We start from the raw sequence: 26,204 nt of genomic DNA, 5'->3' as shown, positions 1-26,204 counted from the left end.
TGCGGAGCGCGCCCATGATCATCGTTCACCACCTCAATAACTCTCGTTCCCAGCGCGTGTTGTGGTTGCTGGAAGAGCTGGGGCTGGCCTATGAGATCAAGCATTACCAGCGTGACCCGAAGACCATGCTGGCACCGCCGGAGCTGACCAGGGTGCACCCGCTGGGCAAGTCGCCCGTCATCGAACATGAGGGCAATATCGTCGCGGAGTCGGGCGCCATTCTCGAGTACCTGGTGGAGAAGCACGGCAATGACCGGCTGGTGCCGCCGGCCGGCACGCCGGACAAGCTGCGCTGGCGCTACTTCATGCATTACGCCGAAGGCTCGCTGATGTCGCCGCTGCTGATGAAGCTCGTGTTCGACAAGGTTGAATCCTCGCCGGCGCCGTTCTTCGTCAAGCCGATCAAGCGCGCCATCGCGCAGAAGGTGATGTCGAGCTTCGTGCAGCCCAATATCGACCGCCACCTGGCCTACCTGGAGTCCGAACTCACCAACCGCGACTGGTTCGCTGGCAACGAGTTCAGCGCTGCCGATATCCAGATGAGCTTCCCCCTTGAAGCGGCCGCCTCGCGCGCCGGCCTTGGCGCCAACTACCCGCGCCTGCAGGCCTTCCTGCAGCGCATTCACGCCCGCCCGGCGTACCAGCGCGCCCTGGAGCGCGGCGGCCCGTACGAGCTGTTGCGCTAACACTTAGTGTAAAAAATATTCTAACTTAGTTGCAAAAGAACACTAAGTAGATTATGATGTTCCTGCTTGATCAAAAAAGACCAATAACAATAAAGGGATGCGGTCGAGCACGTGGTCTTTGCGGTGCTTGACCGGAAGGGGCAGCGGTTGCCGCCTTTGAAGCGGAGTTCAGTGGAGAGGAAACTAGATGAGGAATGTCGTCGAGCTGTGCGAGCATGTTCGCAATCATGGGCAACCCAGGATGGTTCTGTTCTGGGGGCATCAACCATCAAAGAATGGTTCGATCACGAAGACTTGCTTCAGCCAATGGTTCGAAGCGGAGTTTGTTATCGATGGCACACGGTACCCGACAGCCGAACATTTCATGATGGCGGAAAAGGCCCGCTTGTTCAGTGACGCAGTTGCGCTGGATCGTATCCTGCAGGCTCGCAACCCGGCAGTCGCCAAAGCCGCCGGCCGCGAAGTACAAGGGTTCGATGAAGAAATCTGGGCCGCGAACCGTTGGGATATCGTGGTCCAGGCCAACTATGCAAAGTTCGCGCAGAACGCCCCGTTGCGCGACTTCCTGCTCGCCACTGGCGAACAAGTCCTGGTGGAAGCAAGTCCCGTTGATTTCGTCTGGGGTACAGGCTTTGCTGCAGATTCGCCGTATGCAGAGAACCCATCCGAATGGACGGGAATGAATCTGCTCGGGTTTGCCTTGATGGAAGTGCGATCGCGTCTCAGCGAGTGAAACGGCTGGTGAAACTGATTAAAGGGGAGCGTTCTTACCAGATTGTGGCGATGTTCGGATAACCTTGCATTTCTCGATCTGCCGTCACGATGGAGGCATCGTATCGTAGGGCAGTTGCAATGATGATGCGATCGGCAGGGTCACGCGGAGAATAGTTGGGTAAATGAACTGCGTCAATGGCGATCGCGCTGTCAACGGGATAAAGCGAAAAACTGGCAAGCGTGCTACGCCAGCAATCCATTGGTGATTCCGCAATGCAGCGCTAAACGTCCTTTCCAAAGCAAGAGTGCAACTTCCCAGCTAGTGATAGTAGAAACCAGCACTCTGCTTTGCGCCTGTCCAAGTTCAATTGCCGTCGCGGCGTGGTTCGAAAGACGCGAATCTCTCTCATACCACCAGATTAGCGTGTGCGTATCGAGCAATATCATTTGCTCGTCTCTGGCTCAGCTTCCCAGGCGGGCGATAACACGTCTCCGTAACTCATTGTCATTTCACGCAATCGATCAATTGCGGTCGGATCGGGAACTGGGAACGGGGTGACCTGCGCAATCAATTCCCCCTGATCTGAAATCAGGAAATTTTCCTCCTTCGCCCGAGCCTGTTCCAACCATTTGATCGGGTCACGTGCGAACTCTTCCATTGAAACAGTTGGCTCCATCTCAGCCTCCATTCGCAATCTTGATTCATCATCTTAATCCTGATGCAGGTGGAGGCAATTTGAGGGAACGCAGAACAGGGTCAGAGCTGTGTTGCGCCATTGTCGATCAGTCTGCTTGAAGGGATCTGTAGCTGTGCTGACTTTGCACGCGGCGATACGGAACAGCAAGTAGCTGTGCGGTAAAATGCCGGCTATGACAGGAAGATTGCTGGCCATTGACGGTTTGAATATTGTGCGGCGTGTGTATGAGGCAAGTCCGGAGCCGGACTCGGACCTCAAAGCCGAGATCGCCATGCGCCATGCGTTCAACGCTTTCCAGCGCCTGGTCAACGGCCACGAACCGACCCATATCCTTCCAGCCTTCGATTACGGCGGTCCCACCTGGCGCCATAGCCTGTACAAGGGCTACCGGGAAGGCCGCCAGCCGATGCCGGAAGTACTGCGCGAGGCGCTGCCCGAGTTCTATATGCAGCTGACCAGGATCGGCATGTGCCCGATCGCCATCCCCGAAGTGGAGGCCGACGACGTGATCGGCACCGTGGTCACGCGCTGGCTCAGCGAGAACCGCGGCGAGGCGGTGGTGGCCACCACCGATAAGGACCTGCATTGCCTGATCGCCGAAGGCGCCCGCATCTGGGACCATTTCAAATCCGAATGGCACGACCGCACCTGGGTCGAGCAGAAGTGGGGCGTCACGCCCGGCATGCTGCCCGACCTGCTGGCGCTGATGGGCGACGAGACCGACTCCATCCCCGGCGTCTCCAATGTGGGCGTGAAGACCGCCGCCAAACTGTTGCGAACTTACGGCACTCTGGACGCAATCATGGCCGGCGCAGGCATCCTGAAGGACAAAGTCGGCGAAAGCCTACGAAAAGAGCGCGAGATGTTGTATCTTTCTCGTCAATTGGTACAACTGAAAACGGACGTCCGGATCGGCGTGAGCTGGAATATGCTGGCCTGGGACCACCGTTAAACCTCCTGATGTTAAAAGCGGTTCTTATCGACAGCAGTGCCATTGCCCGCGGCCTGCTCAACACGGTGCTGATCGACGGCGGCTACGACGTGGTCGGCCAGGCGCACACCTGCGTGGCGGGCAATGTGCTGCTGATCAAGCACCAGCCCCAGATCATCTGCATCTCGCGCGACTGCATCGAGGCCGACGAGCCGTCCATGCTGGCCATGCGCAAGGATTGGCCGAAAGCCATGATCTTCATGGTGTCGTCGGAATTCGACCAGGCGACGATCCAGAAGGCCCATGCAATGGGCATCAACGGCTATATCGTGAAGCCGTTCAATGGCGGTACGGTATTGAAGACCATCCGCAACACCATCATCGCAACGGTGAAGCGGCAGCAGAAGGCGCAGGCCGACGCGCAGGGCGCCGACCCGGCCGGGGGATCAGACGAAGTTTGAGCCGTCGATGATGCCGCCGCCCAGGCAGACGTCGCCGTCGTACAGCACGGCCGACTGGCCCGGGGTGACTGCCCACTGGGCATCCATGAATTTCAGCGCGAATTCGCTGTCGCCGTTGGCGGCAACGTCGCACGGCACGTCGGCCTGGCGGTAGCGGGTCTTGGCGCTGATGCGGCCTGCCTCCGGCGCCACGCCGGCAACCCAGCTTGCCTGGCCGGCATGCAGCGCTTCCGACAGCAGCCACGGGTGGTCATGGCCCTGCACTACCCACAGCGTATTGTTTTCAACGTCCTTGCGCGCCACATACCAGGCGTCGGAGGAACCGTCCGCGTTCTGGTAAGTCTTCACGCCGCCGATGCCGATGCCCTTGCGCTGGCCCAGGGTGTAGAAGGACAGGCCGACGTGCTCGCCCACCACCTTGCCGTCCGGCGTCTTGATCGGACCAGCCTTGTAGGACAGGTAGCGGTTCAGGAATTCGCGGAACGGACGCTCGCCGATGAAGCAGATGCCGGTGGAATCCTTCTTGGCTGCGTTCGGCAGCTGCAGCTTCTCTGCGATCTTGCGCACTTCGGTTTTCGGGATTTCGCCCAGCGGGAACAGGGTCTTCGACAACTGCGCCTGGTTCAGGCGGTGCAGGAAGTAGCTCTGGTCCTTGGTGTGGTCGACGGCTTTCAGCAGTTCATGGCGGCCGGTGGCGGTGTTGTGGCGCACGCGCGCATAGTGGCCGGTGGCGATCAGGTCCGCGCCCAGGTGCATGGCGTGGTCGAGGAAGGCCTTGAACTTGATCTCCGCATTGCACAAAACGTCCGGGTTCGGGGTGCGGCCGGCCTGGTATTCGCGCAGGAACTCGGCAAACACGCGGTCTTTGTATTCTGCGGCAAAGTTGACGGCTTCGATGTCCACGCCCACCACATCGGCCACGCTGGCCGCGTCGATCCAGTCCTGGCGCGAGGAACAGTATTCGGAATCGTCGTCGTCTTCCCAGTTCTTCATGAACAGGCCGACAACTTCATAGCCTTGTTCTTTCAGTAACCAAGCGGAAACGGAGGAATCAACGCCACCGGACATGCCGATGACTACTTTTTTCTTGCTCATGATGCGGTCCAATTGAGCCATGGGAGCGGCGCGCCCCAGGCAGGGTGTTGCAAATTATCCAAACTAGAAGAAACCTTCAGACTTCTTCGAATACCGACACGTGGGTGTGCAGGATCTCCAGCGGAGCGCGCTTGCCCGCCAGGTATTCGTCCACGCAAGTCAGCAGCAGGGGGCTGCGGTGGCGTTCGCGGCAGGCCGCGATTTCATCGCGCGTCATCCAATGCGTGCGCAGGATGCCCTCATCGAGTGGGCGATCCGGATAGTAGGCGCCAACCTCGCCGCAGAAGGCAAAGCGCAGGAAAGTCACCAGCTGGCCGGTACGCGCCGAGCGGTAGCGCGACATATACATGCCTACCAGGGCGGTCGGGGTGAAATCGTAAGCGGTTTCTTCCAGCGTTTCGCGGATGACAGCCTGTTCCAGCGACTCCAGGGGATCGAGGTGGCCGGCGGGCTGGTTCAGGCGAATGCCGTCACTGGTTTCTTCCTCGATCAGGAGAAACTTCCCGTCGCGCTCGATGACGGCGGCGACTGTGACATTCGGTTTCCAGGTGCGCGGCATGTTAGTCCATCCTCAGAAGACCCGACATTGTAGCCTGATCTTGCCTCTTCGTTGTGACCACGGCGTGAAATGCTTGTGCATTGCAACAATTCGGCATAGGTAATGTTGGCCGTAGAACATTTCATGTTAGATTTTAGTCAGTTTTTCCCACTATTTGGAGGCATTATGAAGATTGGCGTACCGGCCGAGTCAAGGCCGGGGGAGACCAGGGTGGCGGCAACGCCCGAGACGGTCAAGAAACTAGCAGTCAAGCACCAGGTGATCGTGCAGGCGGGAGCCGGCATTCCAGCCTCGGTGACGGATGAAGCATATGCCGCTGCCGGCGCCACCATTGGCACCGCGGCAGAGGCACTGGGTGCGGAAATGGTACTGAAGGTACGCGCCCCGAACGCCGAGGAGCGCAGCCTGATGAAACCGGGCGCCGTGCTGGTCGGCATGCTGAATCCTTTTGACGGGGAAAACATTGCGGCCATGGCGGCTTCCGGCCTGTCCGCGTTTGCATTGGAAGCTGTGCCGCGTATCACGCGCGCGCAGTCGATGGACGTGCTGTCCTCCCAGGCCAATATCGCGGGCTACAAGGCCGTGATGGTTGGCGCGAATACCTACCAGCGTTTCATGCCCATGCTGATGACCGCAGCGGGTACCGTGAAAGCTGCCCGTGTGCTGATCATGGGCGTCGGCGTGGCCGGCCTGCAAGCGATTGCGACCGCCAAGCGCCTGGGCGCCGTGATCGAGGCGTCCGACGTGCGTCCGCCAGTGAAAGAACAGGTGGAGTCGCTCGGCGCAAAATTCATCGACGTGCCTTACCTGACCGACGAAGAGCGCGAGATCGCGCAGGGCGTAGGCGGCTATGCGCGCCCGATGCCGCCTGAATGGATGAAACGCCAGGCGGAGCTGGTGCATGAACGCGCCAAGCAGGCTGACATCGTCATTACCACGGCACTGATTCCGGGCCGCCCGGCGCCGGTGCTGATCTCCGAAGAAACCGTGAAGGCCATGAAGCCCGGCTCCGTCATCGTCGACCTGGCGGTGGAGCAGGGCGGCAATTGCCCCTTGTCCGAACTGGGCAAGACGGTGGTCAAGCATGGCGTGTACATCGTGGGTGAGCCGAACCTGGCCTGCCACGTGGCGGCGGACGCCTCCGCCCTGTATGCGCGCAATGTGCTGGACTTCCTCAAGCTGGTCTTCGATAAAGAGGACAAGCTGGTCATCGACCGCGAGGATGAAATCATCAAAGCAACGCTGGTCTGCCATGGCGGCGAGCAGTTGCGGAAATAGGAGAGACGAATGGAAGTCAGTCACACCATCATCAACCTGATCATCTTCGTGCTGGCCGTGTACGTGGGCTATCACGTGGTCTGGAACGTCACGCCGGCGCTGCATACGCCGCTGATGGCGGTAACGAATGCAGTATCGGCCATCATCATCGTGGGCGCCATGCTGGCGGCTGCGCTGACCGAGGGCCTGGTTGGGCAAATCATGGGCACCATCGCCGTGGCGCTGGCCGCGGTCAATGTGTTCGGCGGATTCCTGGTCACCCAGCGCATGCTGGAGATGTTCAAGAAGAAGGAGAAGAAAGCGGCGCCTGCGGCCGGTGCTGCAGCGGCGGCCGAGAAGGAGGCCAAGGCATGAGCTTCATCACCATGAACCTTGTCACGATGATGTACCTGATCGCGTCTGTCTGCTTCATCCAGGCGCTGAAAGGGTTGTCGTCGCCGGCGTCGGCACGCAAGGGCAATGCCTTCGGCATGGCCGGCATGGCGATTGCCGCCGTGACCACCATCGCGCTGATCCTGCGCCTCAAGCACGACGCTGCTGCGGCAGCGGAAAGCGCGGAGGCGGTTGCGGCCCTGGCGCGCTCGATGGGTCTGGACGTGCATGCCCGTAGCGGGTCGGGCAGCCTGGGCCTCGGCCTGGTGGCGCTGGGCGTGCTAGTCGGGGGCGGCATTGGCGCGGTCCTGGCCAAGCGCGTCGAAATGACCAAGATGCCCGAGCTAGTGGCGGCAATGCACTCGCTGATCGGCATGGCGGCGGTCTGCATCGCCATTGCTGCCGTGGCCGAGCCGCATGCCTTCGGCATCGCAGCACGCGGCCAGGCACTGCCGGTCGGTAACCGCATCGAGCTGTTCATCGGCACCTTTGTCGGGGCGATTACCTTCAGCGGCTCGGTGATCGCTTTCGGCAAGCTGGCCGGCAAGTACAAGTTCCGCCTGTTCCAGGGCGCACCTGTCGTATTCAGCGGCCAGCACATGCTGAACCTGGTGCTGGCGCTGGTGATGATTGGCCTGGGCCTGGTATTCGTGTTCAGCGGCGGCAGCGAGCCGGCCTGGGGCCCATTCCTGGTCATGACGGCGATTGCTTTCGTGCTGGGCGTGCTGATCATCATCCCGATCGGCGGCGCCGACATGCCGGTGGTGGTGTCGATGCTGAACTCCTACTCGGGCTGGGCGGCGGCAGGCATTGGCTTCTCGCTCAACAACTCGATGCTGATCATCGCCGGTTCGCTGGTGGGTTCCTCGGGCGCGATCCTGTCCTACATCATGTGCAAAGCCATGAATCGTTCGTTCTTCAACGTGATCCTGGGCGGCTTCGGCGGCGACACCTCCGCTGGGGCGGCAGGCGGCGCGCAAGCGCAGCGCAATGTGAAGTCGGGTTCGTCGGATGATGCCGTGTTCCTGATGCAGAACGCTGAAACCGTGATCATCGTTCCTGGCTATGGCCTGGCGGTGGCACGCGCCCAGCACGCACTGAAGGAACTGGTCGAAAAACTTGGCCACCACGGCGTGACGGTGAAGTACGCGATCCACCCGGTCGCCGGCCGCATGCCGGGCCATATGAACGTGCTGCTGGCGGAAGCCGAAGTGCCGTATGACCAGGTATTCGAGATGGAAGACATCAACAGCGAGTTCGCGCAGGCAGACGTGGTACTGGTGCTGGGCGCGAACGACGTGGTGAATCCGGCGGCGAAAGATCCCAAGTCCCCGATTGCCGGCATGCCCATTCTCGAGGCCTACAAGGCCAAGACCATCATCGTCAACAAGCGCTCGATGGCGTCCGGCTATGCAGGCCTGGACAACGAGCTGTTCTACATGGACAAGACCATGATGGTATTTGGCGACGCCAAGAAAGTGCTGGAAGACATGGTGAAGGCCGTCGAATAAGGCCTGCACTCACAGCCGAGTCCGTGTCACACCCTGGGGTCACACCCCCAGTGTGACACGGGCTCAAGTGTTACCAAGGATGAGCTCGTGGCACAGTTGGGGTGTGACCCCAAGGTGTGACACGGGCTCTTCTGTTTTAGTGGGTGGGTTTGGCGCGCTGGCGCTGGAATTCGCTGATCTGGGCGGCGTAGCGTTGCTGGGAGGCCGGGGTGTGCCAGCTGTTCTGCGCTTTGATCATGGCGGCGGCGCCTTCGGGGGTGCCGACGATCTGGTCGATGCGTTTCGCTGCCGCCATGCCCCAGGCGTTGCGCGGGCAGGCGATGCCGCCCAGCATGGGTTTGTTGTTTTGCGCGATCGGTACCGTTTTCAGCGCGCCGATCTCAGGCTCGGCTTTGCTGGCGTATTGCAGCGCGTAGTCGTAGTCGAGGGTGTAGTCGGCGCGGCCGTGCACCACCAGCTTCAGCACATTGCGGCCGTAATCGCCGACCGAGGTGGTCTCCAGCCTTGAATTGGCGGGGCGCCCGGCCAGCAATTCGTCCACTGCTGCGCCGTAGCTGCGGCGTTCCACCACGATGCCGCGCAAGACGGGATCGGACAATAATTTCTGCAGGTCGGCTTCGCCATGGGCGTTCAGCGGCAGGCGCGGCAGGGTGCTGGCCTGCGCCACCAGCTGCAGCGGCGGCACCAGGTTGGTGTTGACGAAGTAGGCCAGCTTGTCCCTTTCGGCATTGCGCAAGGCGGCCACCACGCAGGCTTGCTCGCCGCGCTCGATCATCAGCCAGGTGCGTTTGGGATTGGCGTAGATGAAGCGGTGCTCGGCTTCGGGCCAGCGGGCGCTGATGTATAGCGCGATCTGGTCGGCGATGCCGGTGGTGGGCTTGCCGTCCACCGGCATCGAGGCAGGCGGCACGTCGGGCATCAGCCAGGACATCCTGTCGCGTGCCTGCACGCCTGGCACCAGCAGGGCGGCGAGCAGCGCGAAGGCAGGGCGGCGCATGGTGTTTCCCTTAGCGGCGGCCGTACATCATCAATTCGGCCAGCACGGCGCGCGCTGGGGCTGCGAGGTCGATGGCGGCCAGGCCGAGGCCGAGCAGGGGCTGCAGCAGCGATTCGTTGGCGAAGACGCGGGCCATCGTGTCAGTCAGGCGCACAGTCAGTTTGCGGTCGCGGCGGCGCTGGGCGGCGTATTCTTCCAATGCCTGTGGGGTGGCGCCGCGTGCCAGTGCGCGTGCCAGTTCGGTGGCGTCGCGCAGGCCGAGGTTGAGGCCCTGGCCGGCTACCGGGTGCAGGGTCTGCGCGGCATTGCCGATGGCGACGCTGCGCGCGCTGCCGGTGACGCCTGCGTTCAGGCCGAGCGGGAAGGCCAGGCGGCGCGTGGCGTGCGTGAACTTGCCCAGGCGCTCGCCGAAGGTCTCTCCCAGCTTGGCAAGGAAGGCGCCATCGTCCAGTGCGAGGATGGCTTGCGCGCTGGCGGGGCGCGCGCACCAGACCAGCGAGTAGCCGTCGTCCTGGGGCAGCAGGGCTAGCGGGCCTTCGCTGGTAAAGCGTTCGTAAGCGCGGTGCGCCAGCGGGGCGCTGGTGTTGACCTGGGCGATGATGGCGGTCTGCCGGTAGTCGCGCGTTTCGGCCTTGTCGGCCTGCTCGCCGAACAATCCGCCCTCGGCTTGCACTACCACGGCGGCGCGCAGCACGCGCGGGCTTTGGCCTTCGCTTTCAAGGTGCAGCGTGGCGCTGTCGGCGGCTTCGTCGCTGCCGCTGACGCGCACCGGGCGCAAGGCGGCGATGCCGAGGCGCTGGCAGACGTTGCCCAGTGCTTCGACGATGGCGCCATAGCGCGTGACGTAGCCCAGCGCGGGCAGCCTGTGTTCGTCGCGCGTGATCATGCTGCGGCCGAACTGGCCGCGCCGCGAAACGTGAATCTCGTGAATCGCGGTGGCGTGGATCGGCCAGGCGCCGACCTGCTCGAGGATCTGGCGGCTGCCGTAGGACAGGGCCAGGGTGCGCGGGTCCTGCATGGCTTGTTCGAGCGGCTTGGCGTCCACCAGCACGATGCGGGCGGCGTCGACGCCGCGTTTTACCAGCATTGCTGCCAGGGCCATGCCGGCCGGGCCGGCGCCGCAAATGGCGATATCGTAATCAGTCATTTCATCAAAGCTTCAATCTCGGCCACTGTCTTGGGCGCGCCGCCCGTCAACAGCTGGAAGCCGCCATCGGTGACGATCACGTCGTCTTCGATGCGGATGCCGATGTTCCAGTACTTTTCCGGCACGTCTTCGGCCGGGCGCACGTAGATGCCAGGTTCCACCGTCATCGCCATGCCGGCTTGCAGCAGGCGCGAAGGCTTGTCTTCGCGACTTACGTCGCGGTACAGGCCGACGTCATGCACGTCCATGCCGATCCAGTGGCCGGTGCCGTGCATGTAGAACTGCGTGTATTTTTTCTCGGCCAGCACTTCGTCCAGCGTGCCTTGCAGCAGGCCGCAGTCCAGCATGCCCTGCGCCAGCACTTGCACGGCGGCGTCGTGGGCGTCGTGGTATTTGCGGCCGGGCCTAATGGCGGCGAAGGCGGCTTGTTGCGCGGCCAGCACCAGCTCGTACAGCTCGCGCTGGGCGGGGCTAAAGCGGCCGTTGACCGGAAAGGTGCGGGTAATGTCGGAGGCGTAGCCATCGAGTTCGCAGCCGGCGTCGATCAGCACCAGGTCGCCGTCCTGGGTGCGGCGGTTGTTGGCGTTGTAGTGCAGGACGCAGGCGTTGGGACCGGAGGCCACGATCGGCGTGTAAGCGGGGAACTGGGCGCCATGGCGGCGGAACTCGTGCAGCAGTTCGGCTTCCAGTTCGTATTCGAAGGCGCCAGCGCCATGGGCGCCGGCAAAGCGCATGGCTCGGGCGTGGGCGCCTGCCGAGATCTCGCCGGCGCGCAGCATGATGGCACGCTCGTGTTCGTCCTTGAACAGCCGCATTTCATCGACCAGGGAAGGCAGGTCGCGCAGCGCGGGCGGCGCGGTGGTGCCGCTGCGCGACAGCCTGCGCACGCCGTCGAACCAGCGTCGCTGCTGCTCTTCGCCGCCGCGTGCCAGCGAGGCGTACAGGGCGCTGGCGTTGGACAGGTGTCGCACCATGTGCTCGTCCAGCGCGCCGACCGGGTGGGCGGCGTCGAAGCCGAACGCCTCGCGTGCGGCCTCGGGGCCGTAGCGGTAGCCGTCCCAGATTTCGGATTCGAGGTGCTTTTCGCGGCAGAACAATATCGATTGCGCGGCGGCGTTGCCGCGCGGCGCCACCAGCACCAGCACAGCTTCCGGCTCGGTGAAGCCGGTCAGGTAGTAGAAGGAGCTGTCGTGGCGGTAGGGGTATTCGGTGTCGGCATTGCGCGTCGCTTCGGGCGCGGTGCCGATGACCGCCACGCTGCCCGCTTCCATCTGGGCCAGCAGGCGCGCGCGGCGGTCGGAGTAGGGTTTCATGCGTTCAGTTCTTCCAGTTGGCGCACGGTGCCGACGTTGACCCATTCATCCTGGTAGATCTCGCCGCCGATGCGGCCCTGGTCGGCGTATTCGAACAGCAGCTTGCCCAGGCCGGCCTTCTGGCCCGGCGTGATACCGGCGAACATCTCGGGACGGTACACGCCGATATTGGCGAAGTTCCACTTCGGCGAGCCCTGGCCGGAAACGGTGTACAGGTTCAGGGCGAAGTCGCCTTCCGGGTTGTGCCACGGGTTGGGCGTCAGCCAGATCCAGGCGATGTCGCGCACGTGGGCGGGGTACGGGTCGCCGCGGTGGTCCTTGTCCTTCAGCACGTCCAGCGCTTCGGAAAAATCGAAGTGCGGGCAGTAGATATCGCCCGACAGCACCAGGAAGGGGGCTTCGCCCAGCAGGTGCAGGGCATTGGCGATGCCGCCTGCCGTTTCCAGCGCTTCCGCTTCCGGCGAGTACTGGATCTGGGCGCCGAACTGCGAGCCGTCGCCCAGCGCCTGCTCGATCATGTGGCCGAGGTGGGCATGGTTGATGACGATCTCCGTGATCCCGGCGCGCACCAGGTTCAGGATGTGCCAGATGATCAGCGGCCGGCCGCGCACTTTCAGCAGCGGCTTGGGGCAGGTGTCGGTCAGGGGCCGCATGCGTTCGCCGCGGCCGGCGGCGAGGATCATGGCTTTCATGCGTCGCCCCTCAGAAGGTGTAGCCGACTTGCGGCGCGGTGCCTTCCAGCGAGTCGAGCAGCTTGATCAGCGGCTTCAGCTCGCGGTAGCGGTTGGCGGTCTTGCGCACGTATTCCATCACGGTCGGCAGGTCGCCCAGGTAGTGCGGCTTGCCGTCGCGGTAGTTCAGGCGGCAGAAGATGCCGAGGATCTTCAGGTGGCGCTGCAAGGCCATGTATTCGAAGTCCTTGTAGAACTCGTCAAAGTCCTTCTTCAGCGGCAGGCCGGCGCTGCGCGCGTGCTGCCAGTAGCGGATCAGCCAGTCCAGCACCAGTTCCTCGTCCCACGATACGTAAGCGTCGCGCAGCAGCGAGGCGGCATCGTAGGTGACCGGGCCCCATACCGCGTCCTGGAAGTCGAGGATGCCGGGGTTGCCCTCGTCCATCCACATCAGGTTACGCGAATGGTAGTCGCGGTGCATATAGACCTGGGGCTGGGCCAGGCAGTTGGCCAGGATCGCCTCGAACACCTTGTCCAGTTCCTGCTGCTGCTTCTCGCTCAGGGTGGCAGCCAGGTGCTTGCCGATATACCACTCGGGGAAGATATTCAGCTCGCGCAGCATGAAGGCGCGGTCGAATTCCGGCAGCACGCCGGGCTGGCTCGCCTGCTGGATCTTGACCAGCGACGACAGCGCTTCGGCATACAGGGTGGCGGCCGAATCGTGGTTCAGCGCCTGCAGGTAGGTGGTGGTGCCCAGGTCGGACAGCAGCAGGAAGCCCTGCGCGACGTTTTCGGCGGCGATTTTCGGCACCGACACGCCCGCAGCTTCCAGCAATCCCTGGACCTTCACGTAAGCCGGCACGTTTTCGCGCTGCGGCGGGGCGTCCATGGCGACCAGGGTGGCGCCGTGCGCGGCGCGGTGCGCCGGCAGCACGTCAACGCGGAAATAGCGGCGGAAGCTGGCATCCTCGGAGGCAGGGCGCGCCGAAGCGGCGTCCACCAGGCCGGTGCCTTGCAGCCATTCGGTAAGCTCGGCAAGGCGTGGATCGGCGGCTGGGGATGGTGAATTAGACAATAAAGACATTAAAGCAGCCTGCGAAATCCAGTGAGTGGTAAAGATTCCCATATAATAAGGGATTCACATTAAAAAATCGCCTTTATGGTGTTTCACGCGTCCCACCCATGACCCGGTTCCTGGCACCCCCCAACCCAAAGCGCTGGGCGTTCGCCTTGACCGCCATTGCCGCCGCCACCGCGGCGATGTCCGCCCATGCGCAGTCGCATCCAGCGGCCAAGCGCCCGCCGCATGTGGAAGACAAGAATGCACCGACCACCATACGCGCCGAAGACATGGCCGGCCGCCCCGAGCGCGACTTGCGCCTGATGCGCGACGTGGAAGTCGTGCACGACAAGACGCGCGTGACCGCCGACTCGGCCAGCTTCCAGCAGGTGGAGCAGGAGCTTGAGGCCAAGGGCAATGTGCGCCTGTGGCGCTTCGGCGACTATTACACGGCCGATGAACTGAAACTGAACCTGGAAACGGCGCGCGGCTATGCGCTGCAGCCGACCTACCAGCTGGAAGCCAATAACGCCCAGGGCAAGGCGCAGCGCATCAACTTCCTGAACGACGACGAAGCCCAGGTGGTCGATGGCACCTACAGCACCTGCCAGGGCCCGAACCCGGACTGGTATGTGAAGGCGCGTTCGCTGAACCTGGACCAGGGGCGCGACGTCGGCACGGCCGGCGCCACCCTGATCTACTTCAAGGACGTGCCGATCCTGGGCACGCCGGCCATGTCGTTCTCGCTGTCGGGCGCGCGCCGCTCCGGCTGGCTGCCGCCGACGCCGTCGTACTCCTCGCGCGGCGGGGCCGAGCTGGTGCTGCCGTATTACTTCAATATCGCGCCCAACCGCGACCTGACGCTGTACCCGCGCTACATCGCGCGCCGCGGCCTGCAACTGGGCGGCGTCGCCCGCTACATGGGCGAGACCGACGCCGGCAACTACTACGAGGGCAGGACCCTGCTCGAGTACCTGCCGAACGACAAGGAAGCCAATCGCGACCGCTGGCAGCTGCATACGGTGCACACGCAGCACCTGACCGAGGACTGGACCTATGGCTGGAACCTGCGTGCCGCGTCGGACAATAACTACCCGAGCGACTTTTCCAAGACCGTGGCCTCGTCGTCCGAGCGCCAGCTGCTCAAGGAGCTGCGCACCGATTACGGCGGCGAATACTGGAGCCTGACAGCGCGCGCGCAGAAATACCATGTGCTGCAGGATCCGGGCTATCCCGCGGACCCATCGCTGTTCGTCTCGCGTCCCTACGACCGCCTGCCGGCCATCAACCTGCACGCGGCCCGTTACGACGTCGGCGGCTTCGACTGGCAGCTCGATTCCGAGCTGACCCGCTTCTGGCACCCGGACATGATCAAGGGCAACCGCCTGGTGGCGGTGCCGCAGCTCAGCTACCCGATCATCGGCGCTTCCTATTTCGTGACGCCGAAAGTGATGCTGAACGCCAGCGCCTACCAGCTTGACGCCTTCGGCAGCGACCCGTCGCGCTCGCTGCAGCGCGCGGTGCCGACCTTCTCGCTCGACTCGGGCCTGATCTTCGAGCGCGATACCAAGTTTGCCGGCAAGAAGCTGACGCAGACCCTGGAGCCGCGCCTGTTCTACGTCTACACGCCGTACCGCAAGCAGGACCAGTACCCGAACTTCGACACCGCGCCGGCCACCTTCAACTTCTCGCAGATCTTCAGCGAGAACCGCTTTGTCGGTTCCGACCGCATCGGCGACGCCAACCAGGTGACGGCGGCAGTCGTGTCGCGCTTCCTGGAGTCGTCCGGCGCCGAGCGCCTGCGCCTGGCGTTCGGCCAGCGCTTCTACTTCGCCGACCAGCGCGTGCAGATCGACAATTCAACGCCGGTCAACAGCACCCGTTCCGACATGCTGCTGGCGGCCACCGGCCGCATCTCCAATTCCTGGGGCATCGACAGCCTGGTGCAGTACAACCCGAGCACCAGCAAGGTCACCACCTCGAATATGTCGCTGCAGTACCAGCCGGGCACCTACAAGGTGCTCAACGCCGGCTACCGCTATGTGCGCGACAGCTTCAAGAATGCCGACCTGTCGACCCAGTGGCCGATCTCGGACAAGTGGTTCGGCGTCGGCCGCGTGTCATACTCGCTGCGCGAGCACAAGATGCTGGAAAGCGTGGTGGGGCTGGAATACAACTGCGATTGCTGGGTATTCCGCATGGGCGCGCAGCGCTTCGTCACCACGGCCAAGAAGACCTCGACCCAGTTCTTCTTCCAGCTGGAGTTGAACGGCTTGTCCAAGCTCGGTTTCGGCAACCCGCTGGAGGTGCTGAAGAACAGCATTCCTGGCTATCGCCGCGTCAATGAAGGCCGTTAAGTTTTCGATTTCATCCACACTGATACATGAGCGTTTCAGATATGCACCCGATCAAATTAGCTGTTGCCCTGCTGTGTGCTTCCCTTGCCGTCCCGGCCCTGGCGCAGGACGCCAAGCCTGCCAAGCCGGCAGTGCCGGCAGCCGCTGCTGCCAAGGCGGCGCCATCGAAGGGCTTCACGCCGCCGGGCCAGTCGGCCAACGCGCCGATCGACGCCATCGCCGTCATCGTCAACGATGAAGTGATCACCCAGCGTGAACTGAACGAACGCGCGGCCACCATCGTGGCGCGCATGCAGCAGCAGAAGCTGGCCGTGCCTGACCAGGCCGAACTGCGCAAGCAGGTGCTCGAGCGCATGATCGTGGAGCGCGCCCAGCTGCAGCTGGCCAAGGAAATGGGGGTGCGGGTGGACGACAATATGCTCGACCGCGCCATTGCCCGCATCGCCGAGCAGCAAAAGATGACGGTGCAGCAGCTGCGCAACCAGATGGAGAAGGAGGGCACCACCTTCGCCTCCTTCCGCGAAGAGATCCGCGAAGAGATCATCATGCAGCGCCTGCGCGAGTATGAGGTCGACAACAAGATCACCATCGGCGAAGCGGAAGTGGACAGCTTCATCGCTGCCGAGAAAGCGGCGGCGTCCGAGCAGTTCGAGCTGAACATCTCGCAGATCATGGTGCGCATCCCGGAAAATGCTTCGCCCGAAGTGCTGGGCCAGCGCCAGAAGCGCGCCGAAGAAGTGCTGCGCCAGCTGCGCACCGGCGCCGACTTCGCCAAGATGGCCGCCACCTATTCCGACGCGTCCGACGCGCTGCAGGGCGGCGCCGTGGGCTGGCGCCCGGGCAGCGCGCTGCCGCCGATCTTCGCCGAGGCGCTGAACAAGCTGAAGCCGGGCCAGAACACCCCGATCATCAAGAGCGCAGCCGGCTTCCACATCCTGAAGCTGGTCGACAAGCGCAGCATGGCCGAAGCGGCTGCCCAGGAAACCGTGCAGCAGACCCATGCCCGCCACATCCTGCTGAAAGTCACGCCGACCATGAGCGCGGCCGACGCCAAGCGCAAGCTGCTGGAACTGAAGGAGCGCCTGGACAACAAGGCGGCCAAGTTCGAGGAGCTGGCGCGCCTGTTCTCCAACGACAGCACCGCCAGCAAGGGCGGCGACCTCGGTTGGCTGTACCCTGGCGACACCGTGCCCGAATTCGAGCAGGCCATGAACGGCCTGAAACTGGGCCAGGTGTCCGAACCGGTCGAATCGTCCTTCGGCTACCACCTGATCGAGGTGCTGGAGCGCAAGACCGACGACGTCTCGAAAGAGAAGCAGCGCGCCGCGGCCCGCAACGCCCTGCGCGAGCGCAAGCTGGTGGAAGCGGTGGAAGACTGGCAGCGCCAGGTGCGCGACCGCGCCTACGTCGAGTTCCGCGACGAATCGTTGAAATAAGCAGGCGGGGGACACCATGAGCGCCAACCTGCAAGCACGTCGCCCAGGTGTGCGCCCCGGGGTTCGTCCGGTGATTGCCATCACCACCGGCGAGCCGGCCGGCATCGGGCCGGAAATCGCCATCCGCGCCGCCTGGGCCATGCGGCACCAGGTCAATGCGGTGCTGGTGGGCGACGCCGCCTTCCTGGCCATGACCGCCTCGGCCATCGATCCCGAGATCCGCATCAGCGCCGTCACCACCATGGCGGCGCGCAATGCCGGCCTGCCGCACTTCGGCGCGGACCGCCTGTGCGCGCTGGACATCCCGCTCGGCGCCCATGTGCAGCCGGGCGTCTTGGACAAGGAAAACGGCCGCTACGTGCTGGCCACGCTGGACGCCGCCATCGAAGGCATCCGCGCCGGCTGGTTCGAAGCCGTGGCCACCGCCCCGGTGCAGAAATCCACCATCAACGACGCCGGCGTGCCCTTTTCCGGCCACACCGAATACTTTGCCGAGCAGACCGGCACCGCGCGCGTGGTGATGATGCTGGCCGGCCAGCCGCGTGCAGCCGCCCGCGCAGAAGATGCACCGCCCTTGCGCGTGGCGCTGGCAACCACCCACTTGCCGCTGAAGGAGGTCAGCGCCGCGCTCACGCAAGAGAGCCTGGCGCAAACGCTGGACATCATCCAGGCCGACCTGCGCGGCAAGTTCGGCATCGCCGCGCCGCGCATCCTGGTGGCGGGCCTGAACCCGCATGCCGGCGAAAACGGCTACCTGGGGCGCGAGGAGATCGATACCATCACCCCGGCGCTGGACGCTGCGCGCGCGCGCGGCATCGATGCGCGCGGCCCGTACCCGGCCGACACCCTGTTCCAGCCCAAGTATCTGAAAGACGCCGACTGCGTGCTGGCCATGTACCACGACCAGGGCTTGCCGGTGCTGAAGTACGCCACCTTCGGCCACGGCATCAACATCACGCTCGGCCTGCCGCTGATCCGCACCTCGGTCGACCACGGCACTGCGCTCGACCTGGCCGCGCAAGGCCTGGGCCGCGCCGACTGCTCCAGCATGCAGGCCGCACTGGAGGCGGCGCTGCAGATGGCGCAGGCCAGCCAATAAGCAGAAAGAACAACCATGAAACACATTGCCCGCAAACGCTTCGGCCAGAACTTCCTGCAGGACGACCGCGTCCTCGGCGACATCATCGATTCCATTGCGCCGGCCGCCGGCGACACCATGGTGGAAATCGGCCCCGGACTGGCCGCCATGACCGACCTGCTGCTCAAGTCCCTGCCGCACATGCACGTGGTGGAACTGGACCGCGACCTGGTGGCGCGCCTGGAAAAGCGCTACCCACGCGAAAAACTGACCATCCACGCCGGCGACGCGCTGAAGTTCGACTTTGGCTACATCCCGGTGCCGGAAGGGAAAAAGCTGCGCGTGGTGGGCAACCTGCCGTACAACATCTCTTCGCCGCTGCTGTTCCACCTGGCCGAATTCGCCCCCATCGTGCAGGACCAGCATTTCATGCTGCAAAAGGAAGTGGTGGAGCGCATGGTGGCCGAACCCGGCACCAAGGCCTACAGCCGGCTGTCGGTGATGCTGCAATGGCGCTACCGCATGGCCCTGCTGTTCATCGTGCCGCCGGACGCCTTCGACCCGCCGCCGAAAGTCGATTCGGCCATCGTGCGCATGATCCCGATCGAGCAGCCGCTGGCCTGCGACCCGGCACGGCTGGAAGCGGTGGTGCAGAAAGCCTTCTCGCAGCGCCGGAAAGTAATCCGCAACTGCGTGGCTGGCATGTTCACGCCGGAGCAGCTGGAAGCGGCCGGCATCAACCCGCAAGACCGCCCGGAAATGGTGCCGGTGGAAGCCTACGTCGCGCTGGCCAACCTGCCTGTCTGATTGAAAGTCGGGGTCAGGTCTGGCAATCCGCCACAAATTTCGCATAGCGAAATTTGTGGCGGATTGCCAGACCTGACCCCGACTTTCATGTGGCGATCAGTTCCAGCACCTGGTCTGCCACGCGCTCCCAGGTGAACGATTTGGCGTACTCGAGGCTGCCGGCGCTGGCGCTGAGCCAGTAGGCGGGCTGCTCGAATTTCTGGATTTCCCGGGTCCAGGCGGCGGCATCGAGGTGGGCGGCGTAGCGCGGGTGTTCCCCGGCCCAGGCCTTGATGCTGTCGAGCCCGTGGGTCAGGACGGGAATCCCGGCTGCCATCGCTTCCAGGATGGTCAGGCCAAAGCTTTCGTGGTCGGTCGGGTGCAGCAGCAGGAAGGCCTGGCGCAGGATGCCGATCACTTCTTCCTGGCGCTTTCTGCCGTGGAAAGTCATGCTTGGCTCGTTGCCGTACTTGGCCAGCAGGCTGTCCAGCAGCGGGCCGTCGCCGACGATGTCGAGGTGGTAGCCTTGCCGGGCCAGGCCGCTTTGCATGAAAAAGTCCGCCAGCCAGTCCACGTTCTTGCTGCCATCCAGGCGGCCGATGTACAGCAGGCGCTTGCCGGCCGGGTAGGCCGGTGGGCTGGGCGGGAAGAAGGCGCCGTCCACGCCCAGCGGCAGCGACTGGATCTCCAGGCCCCATTTCCGTCGGGTCTTTTCCGCTGCGCGGTATCCGAGGTAAAACACGTCCTTGGCCGGCACGCGCTTGAAGAAGCCGCGCAGCGATACGCCCGGCAGGAAATGGCGGCAACGCTGGCGCAGCGCCGGGTAGCGCTTCGACAAGAGATAGGCATCGGCTTCGTAGAAGGTCACGATGTAGTCGTAGCGCGACAGGTCCATGCCGCTTTGCCCGAGCGAGCGGAAAAAGCTGTAGCTCTCGATCTTGAACGGACTGGTCATGAGCAGCTTGCTGAGCACTCGGTTCAGCTTGCTGTCGCGGGCGATGAACGGCAGGGTAAGCAGCTTGACGCCTTCCAGGTCGACCAGGCGCTTGCGGCCTGCGCCGGGCTCGCCGCTGAGCAGGGTGATCTGCGCCTTGTGCTTGAGGCGCAGGCAGAACTGGCTGACCACCGTTTCGGTCCCGCCGATATAGCCGGCAACGGTGGGGCAAATGAACAGCAGGTGTAGTTTTTCTTGTTTCAAGCGGTGCTTGCCTTCTACTTGGGGACGCTCTCGAAAAGTAGCCGACTATAGCTTACCAGCGGCGCAGCCAGCAAGGCTGACCCGGCGAGGGCAAGGTGGTCGGCGCCGGAACAAAAAAAAGCCCGCTCAGGGAGCGGGCTGAATCCATTTCTGTTAAGAAGTGGAGGAGACAGGTGTAATTATGCTGCGTCGCGGCATATTGTTCCAATTTATTTTTGGAATTCCAGTCATTCCACTTGCTTATATCACGCCGGGTTGCAGACCACTTGCACGTTGTTGCGGGGCTCGTCGCCCATTACGCCGCTACCGTTGAGGACTTCGCACTTCAGGCCGGGCGGCTGGGTCAGGACGCTGATGCCGTAGGCGGTGCCGACCGGGAGCAGGTTGGGCAGGGCGAAGGTGGTGGCGCCCTTGGCGACCACAATGCTCGAACTACCGTTCACCAGCGTCAAGTCGCCAGTGGTCAAGCGTTCCACGGTGCCGGTGACGGCGTAGGCGTTCTGGACGCAACTGATCTGGATGTTGATCGAGGTGGTGTGGCCAGCCGAACCGACATTGGTGCCGCCCAGGAAGTCACAGGTCATGTGCGCCGGCTGCTGCACGATCTCGACCTTGTATTCGGTGCCGTAGCTGATGCTGTTGGGGAAGCTGAAGGTGGTGGCGCCAGCCGGCACTTCGACGGTGTCGCCGGCAGCGGTTTTCAGCTTCAGGCCACTGTTGTTCAGGCCGGAAATGGTGCCGCCAATGGTGAAACTGGCTTTGCCGCCGCAGGCTGCCAGGGCGACGGCCAGCAGGGCCGCGACAAGGAATTTTGCTTTCATCTGGACTCTTTCTTAGTTGCAGGTAACAGTCACGATCAAGTTGAAATTGATATCCTTACTTGGCTCGATTTTGCCGGTACCGTTGCCGTTGGTGCCACCGGCGACCGTGCATTTCTGGCTGGGGTTGGTCGGTTGGTTCAGCACGGTGACCCCATACACGCTGCCGTTGCCGATCGGGGTGGCGAACTGCCAGCTGCCGTTGGCGGCCACGTTCACGGTCTGGGCCCCGTTGGCCAGCACCAGGCCGCTGCCGGCCAGGCCGCTGACCGTGCCGCCCAGCGGGTACGGGTCGGGGGTGCAGGTCACGACTGTCTGGTTGTAGGTGTAGTAGTTGATCTTGCCGGTGTTGTTGGCCAGCTTGCAGCTGACGTTGGCCGGCACGCTCTTGATGCTCACATTGAACTGGGAGTCCGGAGCCATCAGCGTCTTGAAGGAATAACTGCCGTTGCCAGCGGTGGTGATGGTCAGGTCGTCGCCGCCATTGTTCTGCAGCACCAGGTCGCCGCGGTCCAGTCCGAGGACCTGGACTACCAGGGCGATGCTGCCATTGCCCTTGCCGCCGCAGGCGGCCAGTCCGGCGACGCACAGCAGCGCGGCGGCGGCAGACAGATACTTACTCTTCATTCCACTTTCTCCAGTCGGTTGCGCGCGTCGCGCGGTCAAATCGGCGCCTATTTTAGTGCATTTGCACCATCCATAGCCGATTTGGCCAGCTTTTCCCTTGTAACAGCTTGCAACCGCGGCGCGGTACAATGCGCCCATGAAGCCGAAAGCCATCCTGTTCGACCTGGACGATACCCTGTGGCCGATCGCGCCTGTCATCGCTGAAGCGGAGCTGACGCTGCACGCCTGGCTGGCGGCCCATGCGCCCAGGGTGGCGGCGCAATGGTCGATCGATGCCTTGCGCGCGCACCGCGCCGAACTGGCGGCGGCGCAGCCGGAACTGCTGATCGACCTGGGCCAGTTGCGCCGCGCCAGCCTGCACGCGGCCTTTGCCGCGGCCGGCGAGGATGCCGCCCATGTCGAGGGCGCGATGGCGCACTTCTTTGCCGCGCGCAATGCAGTCACGCCGTATGACGATGTACTGCCGGGCTTGCTCAAGCTGCGCCAGCATGTGCAGCTGGGCACGATTTCCAATGGCAATGCCGACCTGGAAGTGATCGGCCTGGCCCACCATTTCGAGGTATCGCTGGCGGCGGCCCGTTTCGGCGCGGCCAAGCCGGCGCCGGACATCTTCCGCGCGGCCTGCCAGGCGCTGGGCGTGGCGCCGCACGATGCGGTGTACGTGGGCGACGACCTGGCGCTGGACGTGGCGGGGGCGCAGGCGGCCGGCTTGCGCGCGGTGTGGATGAACCGGCACGGCGCCGGCCTGCCGGACGGTGCGCCGCAGCCGGACGCGATTTGCGCCACGCTCGATGAATTGCTTGCGTGGCTGGAACAACAGTTGGCAGAATAGGCCTATGCATCTCGATATCCGTGCCCAAACCCTGCTCAAAGCCCTGGTTGAGCGTTACATCGCCGACGGCCAGCCGGTGGGCTCGCGCGCCCTGTCCAAGATTTCCGGGCTGGAGCTGTCGCCGGCCACCATCCGCAACATCATGGCCGACCTGGAAGAGCAGGGCTATGTCGCCAGCCCGCATACTTCGGCGGGACGGGTGCCGACCCCGCGCGGCTACCGCATCTTTGTCGACACCCTGCTGACGGTGCAGCACATCGATGAAAGCGCGGTGCAGGCCAGCCTGCGCGCGGCCTCGCCGCAGCCGCAAAAGCTGATTGCCAATGCGGCCCAGATGCTGTCGTCGCTGACCCAGTTTGCCGGCGTGGTGCTGGCGCCGCGCCACGAGTCGGTGTTCCAGCAGATCGAATTCCTGCGCCTGGGCGAAAAGCGGGTGCTGCTGGTGATTGTTTCACCCGGCGGCGACGTGCAAAACCGCATCCTGCTGACCGACGTCGATTACACGCCGGCCCAGTTGCAGCAGTCGGCCAATTTCATCAACCAGCACTATTCCGGGCTGTCGTTCGAGGACGTGCGCGGGCGCCTGCAGCATGAGCTGCGCCAGTTGCGCGACGATATGGGGCGCCTGATGCAGGCGGCGGTGGAGGCGGGCAGCGAGGCCATGGCCGAATCGGAAGACATGGTGATCGCCGGCGAGCGCAACCTGCTGTCGGTGGCCGACCTGTCCTCGAACATGAGCTCGCTGCGCGCGATGTTCGACCTGTTCGAGCAAAAGACCGGGCTGATGCAGCTATTGGACGTGTCGTCCAAGGCCTCCGGCGTGCAGATCTTCATCGGCGGCGAATCGCAGCTGGTGCCGATGGATGAAATGAGCGTGGTCACCGCGCCCTATGAGGCCAACGGCAAGATCGTGGGGACGCTGGGGGTGATCGGGCCGACCCGCATGGCGTACGAGCGAGTGATCCCGATTGTCGATATCACGTCGCGGCTGCTGTCGAACGCGCTGAGCAACCACTGAAAAATCAATGCTTGTGCGGGCAGTTGACCTTGGTGCAGCTGCCGTAGATGGCCAGCGCGTGTTCGGCGATCTTGAAGCCGCGCTCGGCGGCGATGCTTTGCTGGCGCTTTTCAATCTCTTCGTCGACGAATTCTTCCACCCGGCCGCAATCGAGGCAGACCAGGTGGTCGTGGTGCGAGCCTTCGTTGAGCTCGAAAATCGCCTTGCCGCTTTCGAAATGGTTGCGGTTGAGCAAGCCGGCCTGTTCGAACTGGGTCAGCACGCGGTACACCGTGGCCAGGCCGACGTCCATGTTTTCGGCCAGCAGCAGCTTGTACACGTCTTCCGCCGTCAGGTGGCGCACGGGGCTGCTCTGGAAAATATCGAGGATCTTCAGGCGCGGCAGGGTAGCCTTCAGGCCGGAGGCCTTCAGGTCGGTAGGGCTGTTACTCATGTTTGCTAACGTCAGTTGCGGGAAGTGCTTTATGATATAGCGTTTTAGGCACTTCTGCTCACGGAATTGAGGTATGCATAATATGCGTTTGACCCCGCTGTCTTTGTTGCAACGTAGCACTCCGCTGCTGGCTGCCGCCCTGTTGGCTGCCTGCGCCAGCAAGCCAGCCACCGTGGCCCCGGTGGAAGCCTCGCAGGGGGCCCAGACCACCCAGATCACCAAGACGCAGAAATTCCTGTGGTTCTTCTCGCCCTACCGCCCCGATATCCAGCAGGGCAATTTCGTGTCGAAGGAGATGCTGGCCCAGCTCAAGAACGGCATGACGAAGGACCAGGTCAAGTTCCTGCTCGGCACGCCGCTGATGGCCGATGCCTTCCACGGCAAGCGCTGGGACTACCCGTTCCGCCTGGCCAAGGGCAATGGCGAGCTGACCACCAGCACGGTGGTGGTGTTCTTCGACCAGGATGACAAGGTGGCCAGCTTCGAGGGCGGCGACCTGCCGACCGAACAGGAATACATCGCACGCATCGCCGGCCCGATCAAGGAATTCAAGAAGTCCGAGGATGCCAAGGGCAACCTGGCGCCGGGCAAGGCGCCGCTGCCGGGCGGCCAGGAATCGGGCACCAAGCAATAACCGAGGAAACAGCGAGATGACGCAACTGAATATCGCCATCGCCGGCGCCAGCGGCCGCATGGGCCATATGTTGATCGAGGCGGTGCAGAAGGCGCCCGAGGCACGCCTGTCCGGCGCGCTGGACCGCGAAGGCGCGCCGGCCCTGGGCAGCGACGCCGCTGCCTTTACCGGCCAGCCGGCCGGCGTGGCCATCACCGCCGACCTGGCCGCCGGCCTGGCCGGCGCCGACGTGCTGATCGACTTCACCCGCCCGGAAGGGACCCTGGCCCACCTGGCCTATTGCGCCGAGCATGGCGTGAAGATGGTGATCGGCACCACCGGCTTCGATGAAGCGGGCAAGGCGGCCATCGCGGCGGCGGCGCAAAAGACCGCGATCGTGTTCGCGCCGAACATGAGCGTGGGCGTCAACGTGACGCTGAAGCTGCTGGAGTTCGCCGCCAAGCAGTTCGACCTGGGCTACGACATCGAGATCATCGAGGCGCACCACCGCCACAAGGTCGATGCGCCGTCCGGCACCGCGCTGAAAATGGGCGAGGTGATTGCCGATGCGCTGGGGCGCGACCTGAAGGAGTGCGGCGTGTTCGCGCGCGAAGGCGTGACCGGCCCGCGCGATCCGTCCTCGATCGGCTTTGCCACCGTGCGCGGCGGCGACATCATCGGCGACCATACCGTGATGTTTGCCACCGAGGGCGAGCGCATTGAAATCAGCCACAAGTCCTCTTCGCGCCAGCACTACGCCAACGGCTCGCTGCGCGCGGCGCAATGGCTGGCCGACAAGAAGACCGGCTTGTACGATATGTACGACGTGCTGGGCCTGAACGGCTGATCGGCTGATGGAGCACTTTACCTTCGCCAGCTACTGGCAGCGCGGCGATGCGATCAGCCATGCCGTGGCCTACCTGCTGCTGGCGATGTCGCTGGCATCATGGTTCTTCATCCTGTGGAAGGGCTGGGCCTCGTGGCGCATCCGGCGCGCGGCGCCGGTGGTGCAGGCGTTCTGGGACGCGCCCTCGGTGGCCGATGGCGTGGCGCTGATGGTGGCGCGCGACCAGGAGCGAATCTTTGCGGCTGTGGCGCAGGCCGGGGCGCACCAGCTGGCGCACGCCAAGGGCGGCAGCATCGCCGCCGAAATGGGGCGCTCGGAGCAGGTCACGCGCGTGCTGCGCGATGCGATCCATGTCTCGACCACGCGGCTGGAATCGGGCCTGACCTTGCTGGCGTCGATCGCGTCGACCGCGCCGTTTGTCGGCTTGCTGGGCACCGTGTGGGGCATCTACCACGCGCTGGCGGCGGTGTCGGCGCAGGGCACGGTGCAGATCGACAAGGTGGCCGGTCCGGTGGGCGAGGCGCTGATCATGACCGGCGTCGGCCTGACCGTGGCGATTCCGGCGGTGCTGGCGTATAACGGCTTTAACCGCATCAACCGCATCACGCTGTCCGAGCTCGACGCCTTCGCGCACGACTTGCACGCTTACCTGGCCAGGGATTGAACTG

30 protein-coding genes are annotated in these 26,204 nt (G+C 63.7%); 16 read left to right on the top strand and 14 right to left on the bottom strand.

Annotated elements, in window-relative coordinates:
* Positions 1–14: 14 nt before the first annotated feature.
* Positions 15–686, top strand: a complete 672-nt coding sequence (locus ACN9MY_RS29990; RefSeq protein WP_426336562.1) for a glutathione S-transferase family protein — start codon at positions 15–17, stop codon at positions 684–686.
* A 187-nt stretch (positions 687–873) separates the two neighbouring features.
* Positions 874–1,419 carry an NADAR family protein gene (locus ACN9MY_RS29985; RefSeq protein WP_426336561.1) on the top strand — a complete coding sequence of 182 codons (546 nt, stop codon included), beginning with the start codon at positions 874–876 and terminating at the stop codon, positions 1,417–1,419.
* A gap of 34 nt (positions 1,420–1,453) precedes the next feature.
* Here ACN9MY_RS29985 and ACN9MY_RS29980 read toward each other — a convergent pair whose 3' ends face one another.
* From ACN9MY_RS29980 to ACN9MY_RS29970, 3 genes are read right to left on the bottom strand one after another with little or no spacing between them, the layout of a single operon-like run.
* A complete protein-coding gene (locus tag ACN9MY_RS29980; protein WP_426319552.1) occupies positions 1,454–1,660 on the bottom strand; it encodes a PIN domain-containing protein in 207 nt (68 codons plus the stop codon).
* Entirely contained in the window at positions 1,644–1,847 is a 204-nt protein-coding gene (locus tag ACN9MY_RS29975) for a PIN domain-containing protein (protein ID WP_426319551.1), read from the bottom strand. The genes ACN9MY_RS29980 and ACN9MY_RS29975 overlap by 17 nt, the downstream gene beginning before the upstream one ends.
* Positions 1,844–2,077, bottom strand: coding sequence for a hypothetical protein (locus tag ACN9MY_RS29970; RefSeq protein ID WP_426336560.1), 234 nt, complete (start codon positions 2,075–2,077; stop codon positions 1,844–1,846). Before ACN9MY_RS29970 ends, ACN9MY_RS29975 begins: the two co-directional genes overlap by 4 nt.
* A 193-nt stretch (positions 2,078–2,270) precedes the next feature.
* On the opposite strand from ACN9MY_RS29970, the gene ACN9MY_RS29965 reads away from it, so the two are divergent.
* Entirely contained in the window at positions 2,271–3,050 is a 780-nt protein-coding gene (locus ACN9MY_RS29965; protein ID WP_426165809.1) for a 5'-3' exonuclease, read from the top strand.
* An 8-nt stretch (positions 3,051–3,058) separates the two neighbouring features.
* Positions 3,059–3,490 carry a response regulator gene (locus ACN9MY_RS29960; RefSeq protein WP_426319549.1) on the top strand — a complete coding sequence of 144 codons (432 nt, stop codon included), beginning with the start codon at positions 3,059–3,061 and terminating at the stop codon, positions 3,488–3,490.
* On the opposite strand, the gene mnmA is transcribed toward ACN9MY_RS29960, so the two are convergent.
* Together mnmA and ACN9MY_RS29950 are read right to left on the bottom strand one after the other, a co-directional pair.
* Positions 3,476–4,585 carry a tRNA 2-thiouridine(34) synthase MnmA gene (gene mnmA / locus ACN9MY_RS29955; RefSeq protein WP_426165805.1) on the bottom strand — a complete coding sequence of 370 codons (1,110 nt, stop codon included), beginning with the start codon at positions 4,583–4,585 and terminating at the stop codon, positions 3,476–3,478. The two genes, ACN9MY_RS29960 and mnmA, sit on opposite strands and share 15 nt — an antisense overlap.
* A gap of 76 nt (positions 4,586–4,661) precedes the next feature.
* Positions 4,662–5,144 carry an NUDIX hydrolase gene (locus ACN9MY_RS29950; protein WP_426165803.1) on the bottom strand — a complete coding sequence of 161 codons (483 nt, stop codon included), beginning with the start codon at positions 5,142–5,144 and terminating at the stop codon, positions 4,662–4,664.
* Positions 5,145–5,309: 165 nt separating this feature from the next.
* On the opposite strand from ACN9MY_RS29950, the gene ACN9MY_RS29945 reads away from it, so the two are divergent.
* The 3 genes from ACN9MY_RS29945 to ACN9MY_RS29935 are packed head-to-tail and all read left to right on the top strand — an operon-like array spanning position 5,310 to position 8,305.
* A complete protein-coding gene (locus ACN9MY_RS29945; RefSeq protein WP_426319548.1) occupies positions 5,310–6,422 on the top strand; it encodes a Re/Si-specific NAD(P)(+) transhydrogenase subunit alpha in 1,113 nt (370 codons plus the stop codon).
* A gap of 9 nt (positions 6,423–6,431) precedes the next feature.
* Positions 6,432–6,776 (top strand): proton-translocating transhydrogenase family protein, encoded by a 345-nt coding sequence (locus tag ACN9MY_RS29940; RefSeq protein WP_426165799.1) that lies wholly within the window; start codon positions 6,432–6,434, stop codon positions 6,774–6,776.
* The gene (locus ACN9MY_RS29935) at positions 6,773–8,305 is read left to right on the top strand and encodes an NAD(P)(+) transhydrogenase (Re/Si-specific) subunit beta (RefSeq protein ID WP_426336559.1); all 1,533 of its coding nucleotides are present in this window, start codon (positions 6,773–6,775) and stop codon (positions 8,303–8,305) included. The genes ACN9MY_RS29940 and ACN9MY_RS29935 overlap by 4 nt, the downstream gene beginning before the upstream one ends.
* A gap of 136 nt (positions 8,306–8,441) precedes the next feature.
* Here the strand turns inward: ACN9MY_RS29935 and ACN9MY_RS29930 are convergent, their stop codons facing one another.
* The 5 genes from ACN9MY_RS29930 to ACN9MY_RS29910 are packed head-to-tail and all read right to left on the bottom strand — an operon-like array spanning position 8,442 to position 13,517.
* Positions 8,442–9,302 (bottom strand): TIGR02285 family protein, encoded by an 861-nt coding sequence (locus ACN9MY_RS29930; protein ID WP_426319545.1) that lies wholly within the window; start codon positions 9,300–9,302, stop codon positions 8,442–8,444.
* A gap of 10 nt (positions 9,303–9,312) precedes the next feature.
* Complete coding sequence (locus ACN9MY_RS29925) at positions 9,313–10,449, bottom strand: UbiH/UbiF/VisC/COQ6 family ubiquinone biosynthesis hydroxylase (protein WP_426319544.1); 1,137 nt, start codon at positions 10,447–10,449, stop codon at positions 9,313–9,315.
* Complete coding sequence (gene pepP / locus ACN9MY_RS29920; protein ID WP_426319543.1) at positions 10,446–11,762, bottom strand: Xaa-Pro aminopeptidase; 1,317 nt, start codon at positions 11,760–11,762, stop codon at positions 10,446–10,448. The genes ACN9MY_RS29925 and pepP overlap by 4 nt, the downstream gene beginning before the upstream one ends.
* Positions 11,759–12,454 carry an N-acetylmuramate alpha-1-phosphate uridylyltransferase MurU gene (gene murU / locus ACN9MY_RS29915; RefSeq protein ID WP_426319542.1) on the bottom strand — a complete coding sequence of 232 codons (696 nt, stop codon included), beginning with the start codon at positions 12,452–12,454 and terminating at the stop codon, positions 11,759–11,761. Before murU ends, pepP begins: the two co-directional genes overlap by 4 nt.
* 10 nt (positions 12,455–12,464) lie before the next feature.
* Positions 12,465–13,517, bottom strand: a complete 1,053-nt coding sequence (locus ACN9MY_RS29910; protein WP_426319541.1) for an aminoglycoside phosphotransferase family protein — start codon at positions 13,515–13,517, stop codon at positions 12,465–12,467.
* A 98-nt stretch (positions 13,518–13,615) separates the two neighbouring features.
* Between ACN9MY_RS29910 and ACN9MY_RS29905 the strand changes: the two genes are divergently transcribed.
* Genes ACN9MY_RS29905 through rsmA form a run of 4 tightly spaced genes read left to right on the top strand, consistent with a single transcriptional unit; the run spans position 13,616 to position 19,171 of the window.
* Entirely contained in the window at positions 13,616–15,850 is a 2,235-nt protein-coding gene (locus ACN9MY_RS29905; protein ID WP_426319540.1) for an LPS-assembly protein LptD, read from the top strand.
* Positions 15,851–15,876: 26 nt separating this feature from the next.
* A complete protein-coding gene (locus tag ACN9MY_RS29900) occupies positions 15,877–17,286 on the top strand; it encodes a peptidylprolyl isomerase (RefSeq protein ID WP_426319539.1) in 1,410 nt (469 codons plus the stop codon).
* A 16-nt stretch (positions 17,287–17,302) separates the two neighbouring features.
* Complete coding sequence (pdxA, locus tag ACN9MY_RS29895) at positions 17,303–18,385, top strand: 4-hydroxythreonine-4-phosphate dehydrogenase PdxA (RefSeq protein WP_426336558.1); 1,083 nt, start codon at positions 17,303–17,305, stop codon at positions 18,383–18,385.
* Between the two features lie 15 nt (positions 18,386–18,400).
* A complete protein-coding gene (gene rsmA, locus ACN9MY_RS29890; protein WP_426165779.1) occupies positions 18,401–19,171 on the top strand; it encodes a 16S rRNA (adenine(1518)-N(6)/adenine(1519)-N(6))-dimethyltransferase RsmA in 771 nt (256 codons plus the stop codon).
* 85 nt (positions 19,172–19,256) lie between these two features.
* On the opposite strand, the gene ACN9MY_RS29885 is transcribed toward rsmA, so the two are convergent.
* The 3 genes from ACN9MY_RS29885 to ACN9MY_RS29875 form a co-directional block, all read right to left on the bottom strand.
* Positions 19,257–20,348 (bottom strand): glycosyltransferase family 4 protein, encoded by a 1,092-nt coding sequence (locus ACN9MY_RS29885; RefSeq protein ID WP_426336557.1) that lies wholly within the window; start codon positions 20,346–20,348, stop codon positions 19,257–19,259.
* A gap of 245 nt (positions 20,349–20,593) precedes the next feature.
* Positions 20,594–21,169: a hypothetical protein gene (locus ACN9MY_RS29880; RefSeq protein WP_426165775.1), complete on the bottom strand. Its 576-nt coding sequence runs from the start codon at positions 21,167–21,169 to the stop codon at positions 20,594–20,596.
* A gap of 12 nt (positions 21,170–21,181) precedes the next feature.
* The gene (locus ACN9MY_RS29875; protein ID WP_426165773.1) at positions 21,182–21,793 is read right to left on the bottom strand and encodes a hypothetical protein; all 612 of its coding nucleotides are present in this window, start codon (positions 21,791–21,793) and stop codon (positions 21,182–21,184) included.
* A gap of 136 nt (positions 21,794–21,929) precedes the next feature.
* Between ACN9MY_RS29875 and ACN9MY_RS29870 the strand changes: the two genes are divergently transcribed.
* Together ACN9MY_RS29870 and hrcA are read left to right on the top strand one after the other, a co-directional pair.
* The gene (locus ACN9MY_RS29870) at positions 21,930–22,625 is read left to right on the top strand and encodes an HAD family hydrolase (RefSeq protein WP_426165771.1); all 696 of its coding nucleotides are present in this window, start codon (positions 21,930–21,932) and stop codon (positions 22,623–22,625) included.
* 4 nt (positions 22,626–22,629) lie between these two features.
* Positions 22,630–23,643 carry a heat-inducible transcriptional repressor HrcA gene (gene hrcA / locus ACN9MY_RS29865; RefSeq protein WP_426165769.1) on the top strand — a complete coding sequence of 338 codons (1,014 nt, stop codon included), beginning with the start codon at positions 22,630–22,632 and terminating at the stop codon, positions 23,641–23,643.
* Between the two features lie 4 nt (positions 23,644–23,647).
* Here the strand turns inward: hrcA and fur are convergent, their stop codons facing one another.
* Positions 23,648–24,076, bottom strand: a complete 429-nt coding sequence (fur, locus tag ACN9MY_RS29860; RefSeq protein ID WP_090439976.1) for a ferric iron uptake transcriptional regulator — start codon at positions 24,074–24,076, stop codon at positions 23,648–23,650.
* A 106-nt stretch (positions 24,077–24,182) separates the two neighbouring features.
* Between fur and ACN9MY_RS29855 the strand changes: the two genes are divergently transcribed.
* Genes ACN9MY_RS29855 through ACN9MY_RS29845 form a run of 3 tightly spaced genes read left to right on the top strand, consistent with a single transcriptional unit; the run spans position 24,183 to position 26,200 of the window.
* Complete coding sequence (locus tag ACN9MY_RS29855; RefSeq protein ID WP_426165766.1) at positions 24,183–24,710, top strand: outer membrane protein assembly factor BamE; 528 nt, start codon at positions 24,183–24,185, stop codon at positions 24,708–24,710.
* Positions 24,711–24,726: 16 nt separating this feature from the next.
* The gene (gene dapB, locus ACN9MY_RS29850) at positions 24,727–25,536 is read left to right on the top strand and encodes a 4-hydroxy-tetrahydrodipicolinate reductase (RefSeq protein WP_426165764.1); all 810 of its coding nucleotides are present in this window, start codon (positions 24,727–24,729) and stop codon (positions 25,534–25,536) included.
* A gap of 7 nt (positions 25,537–25,543) precedes the next feature.
* Positions 25,544–26,200, top strand: coding sequence for a MotA/TolQ/ExbB proton channel family protein (locus tag ACN9MY_RS29845; RefSeq protein WP_426165762.1), 657 nt, complete (start codon positions 25,544–25,546; stop codon positions 26,198–26,200).
* The last annotated feature ends 4 nt before the right edge of the window (positions 26,201–26,204 follow it).

This window comes from Pseudoduganella sp. R-31 (assembly GCF_049913235.1).
Lineage (GTDB): Bacteria > Pseudomonadota > Gammaproteobacteria > Burkholderiales > Burkholderiaceae_D > Rugamonas.
Note: the sequence above shows the minus strand (reverse complement) of the source record. Positions and strands in the feature narration are given on the sequence as shown.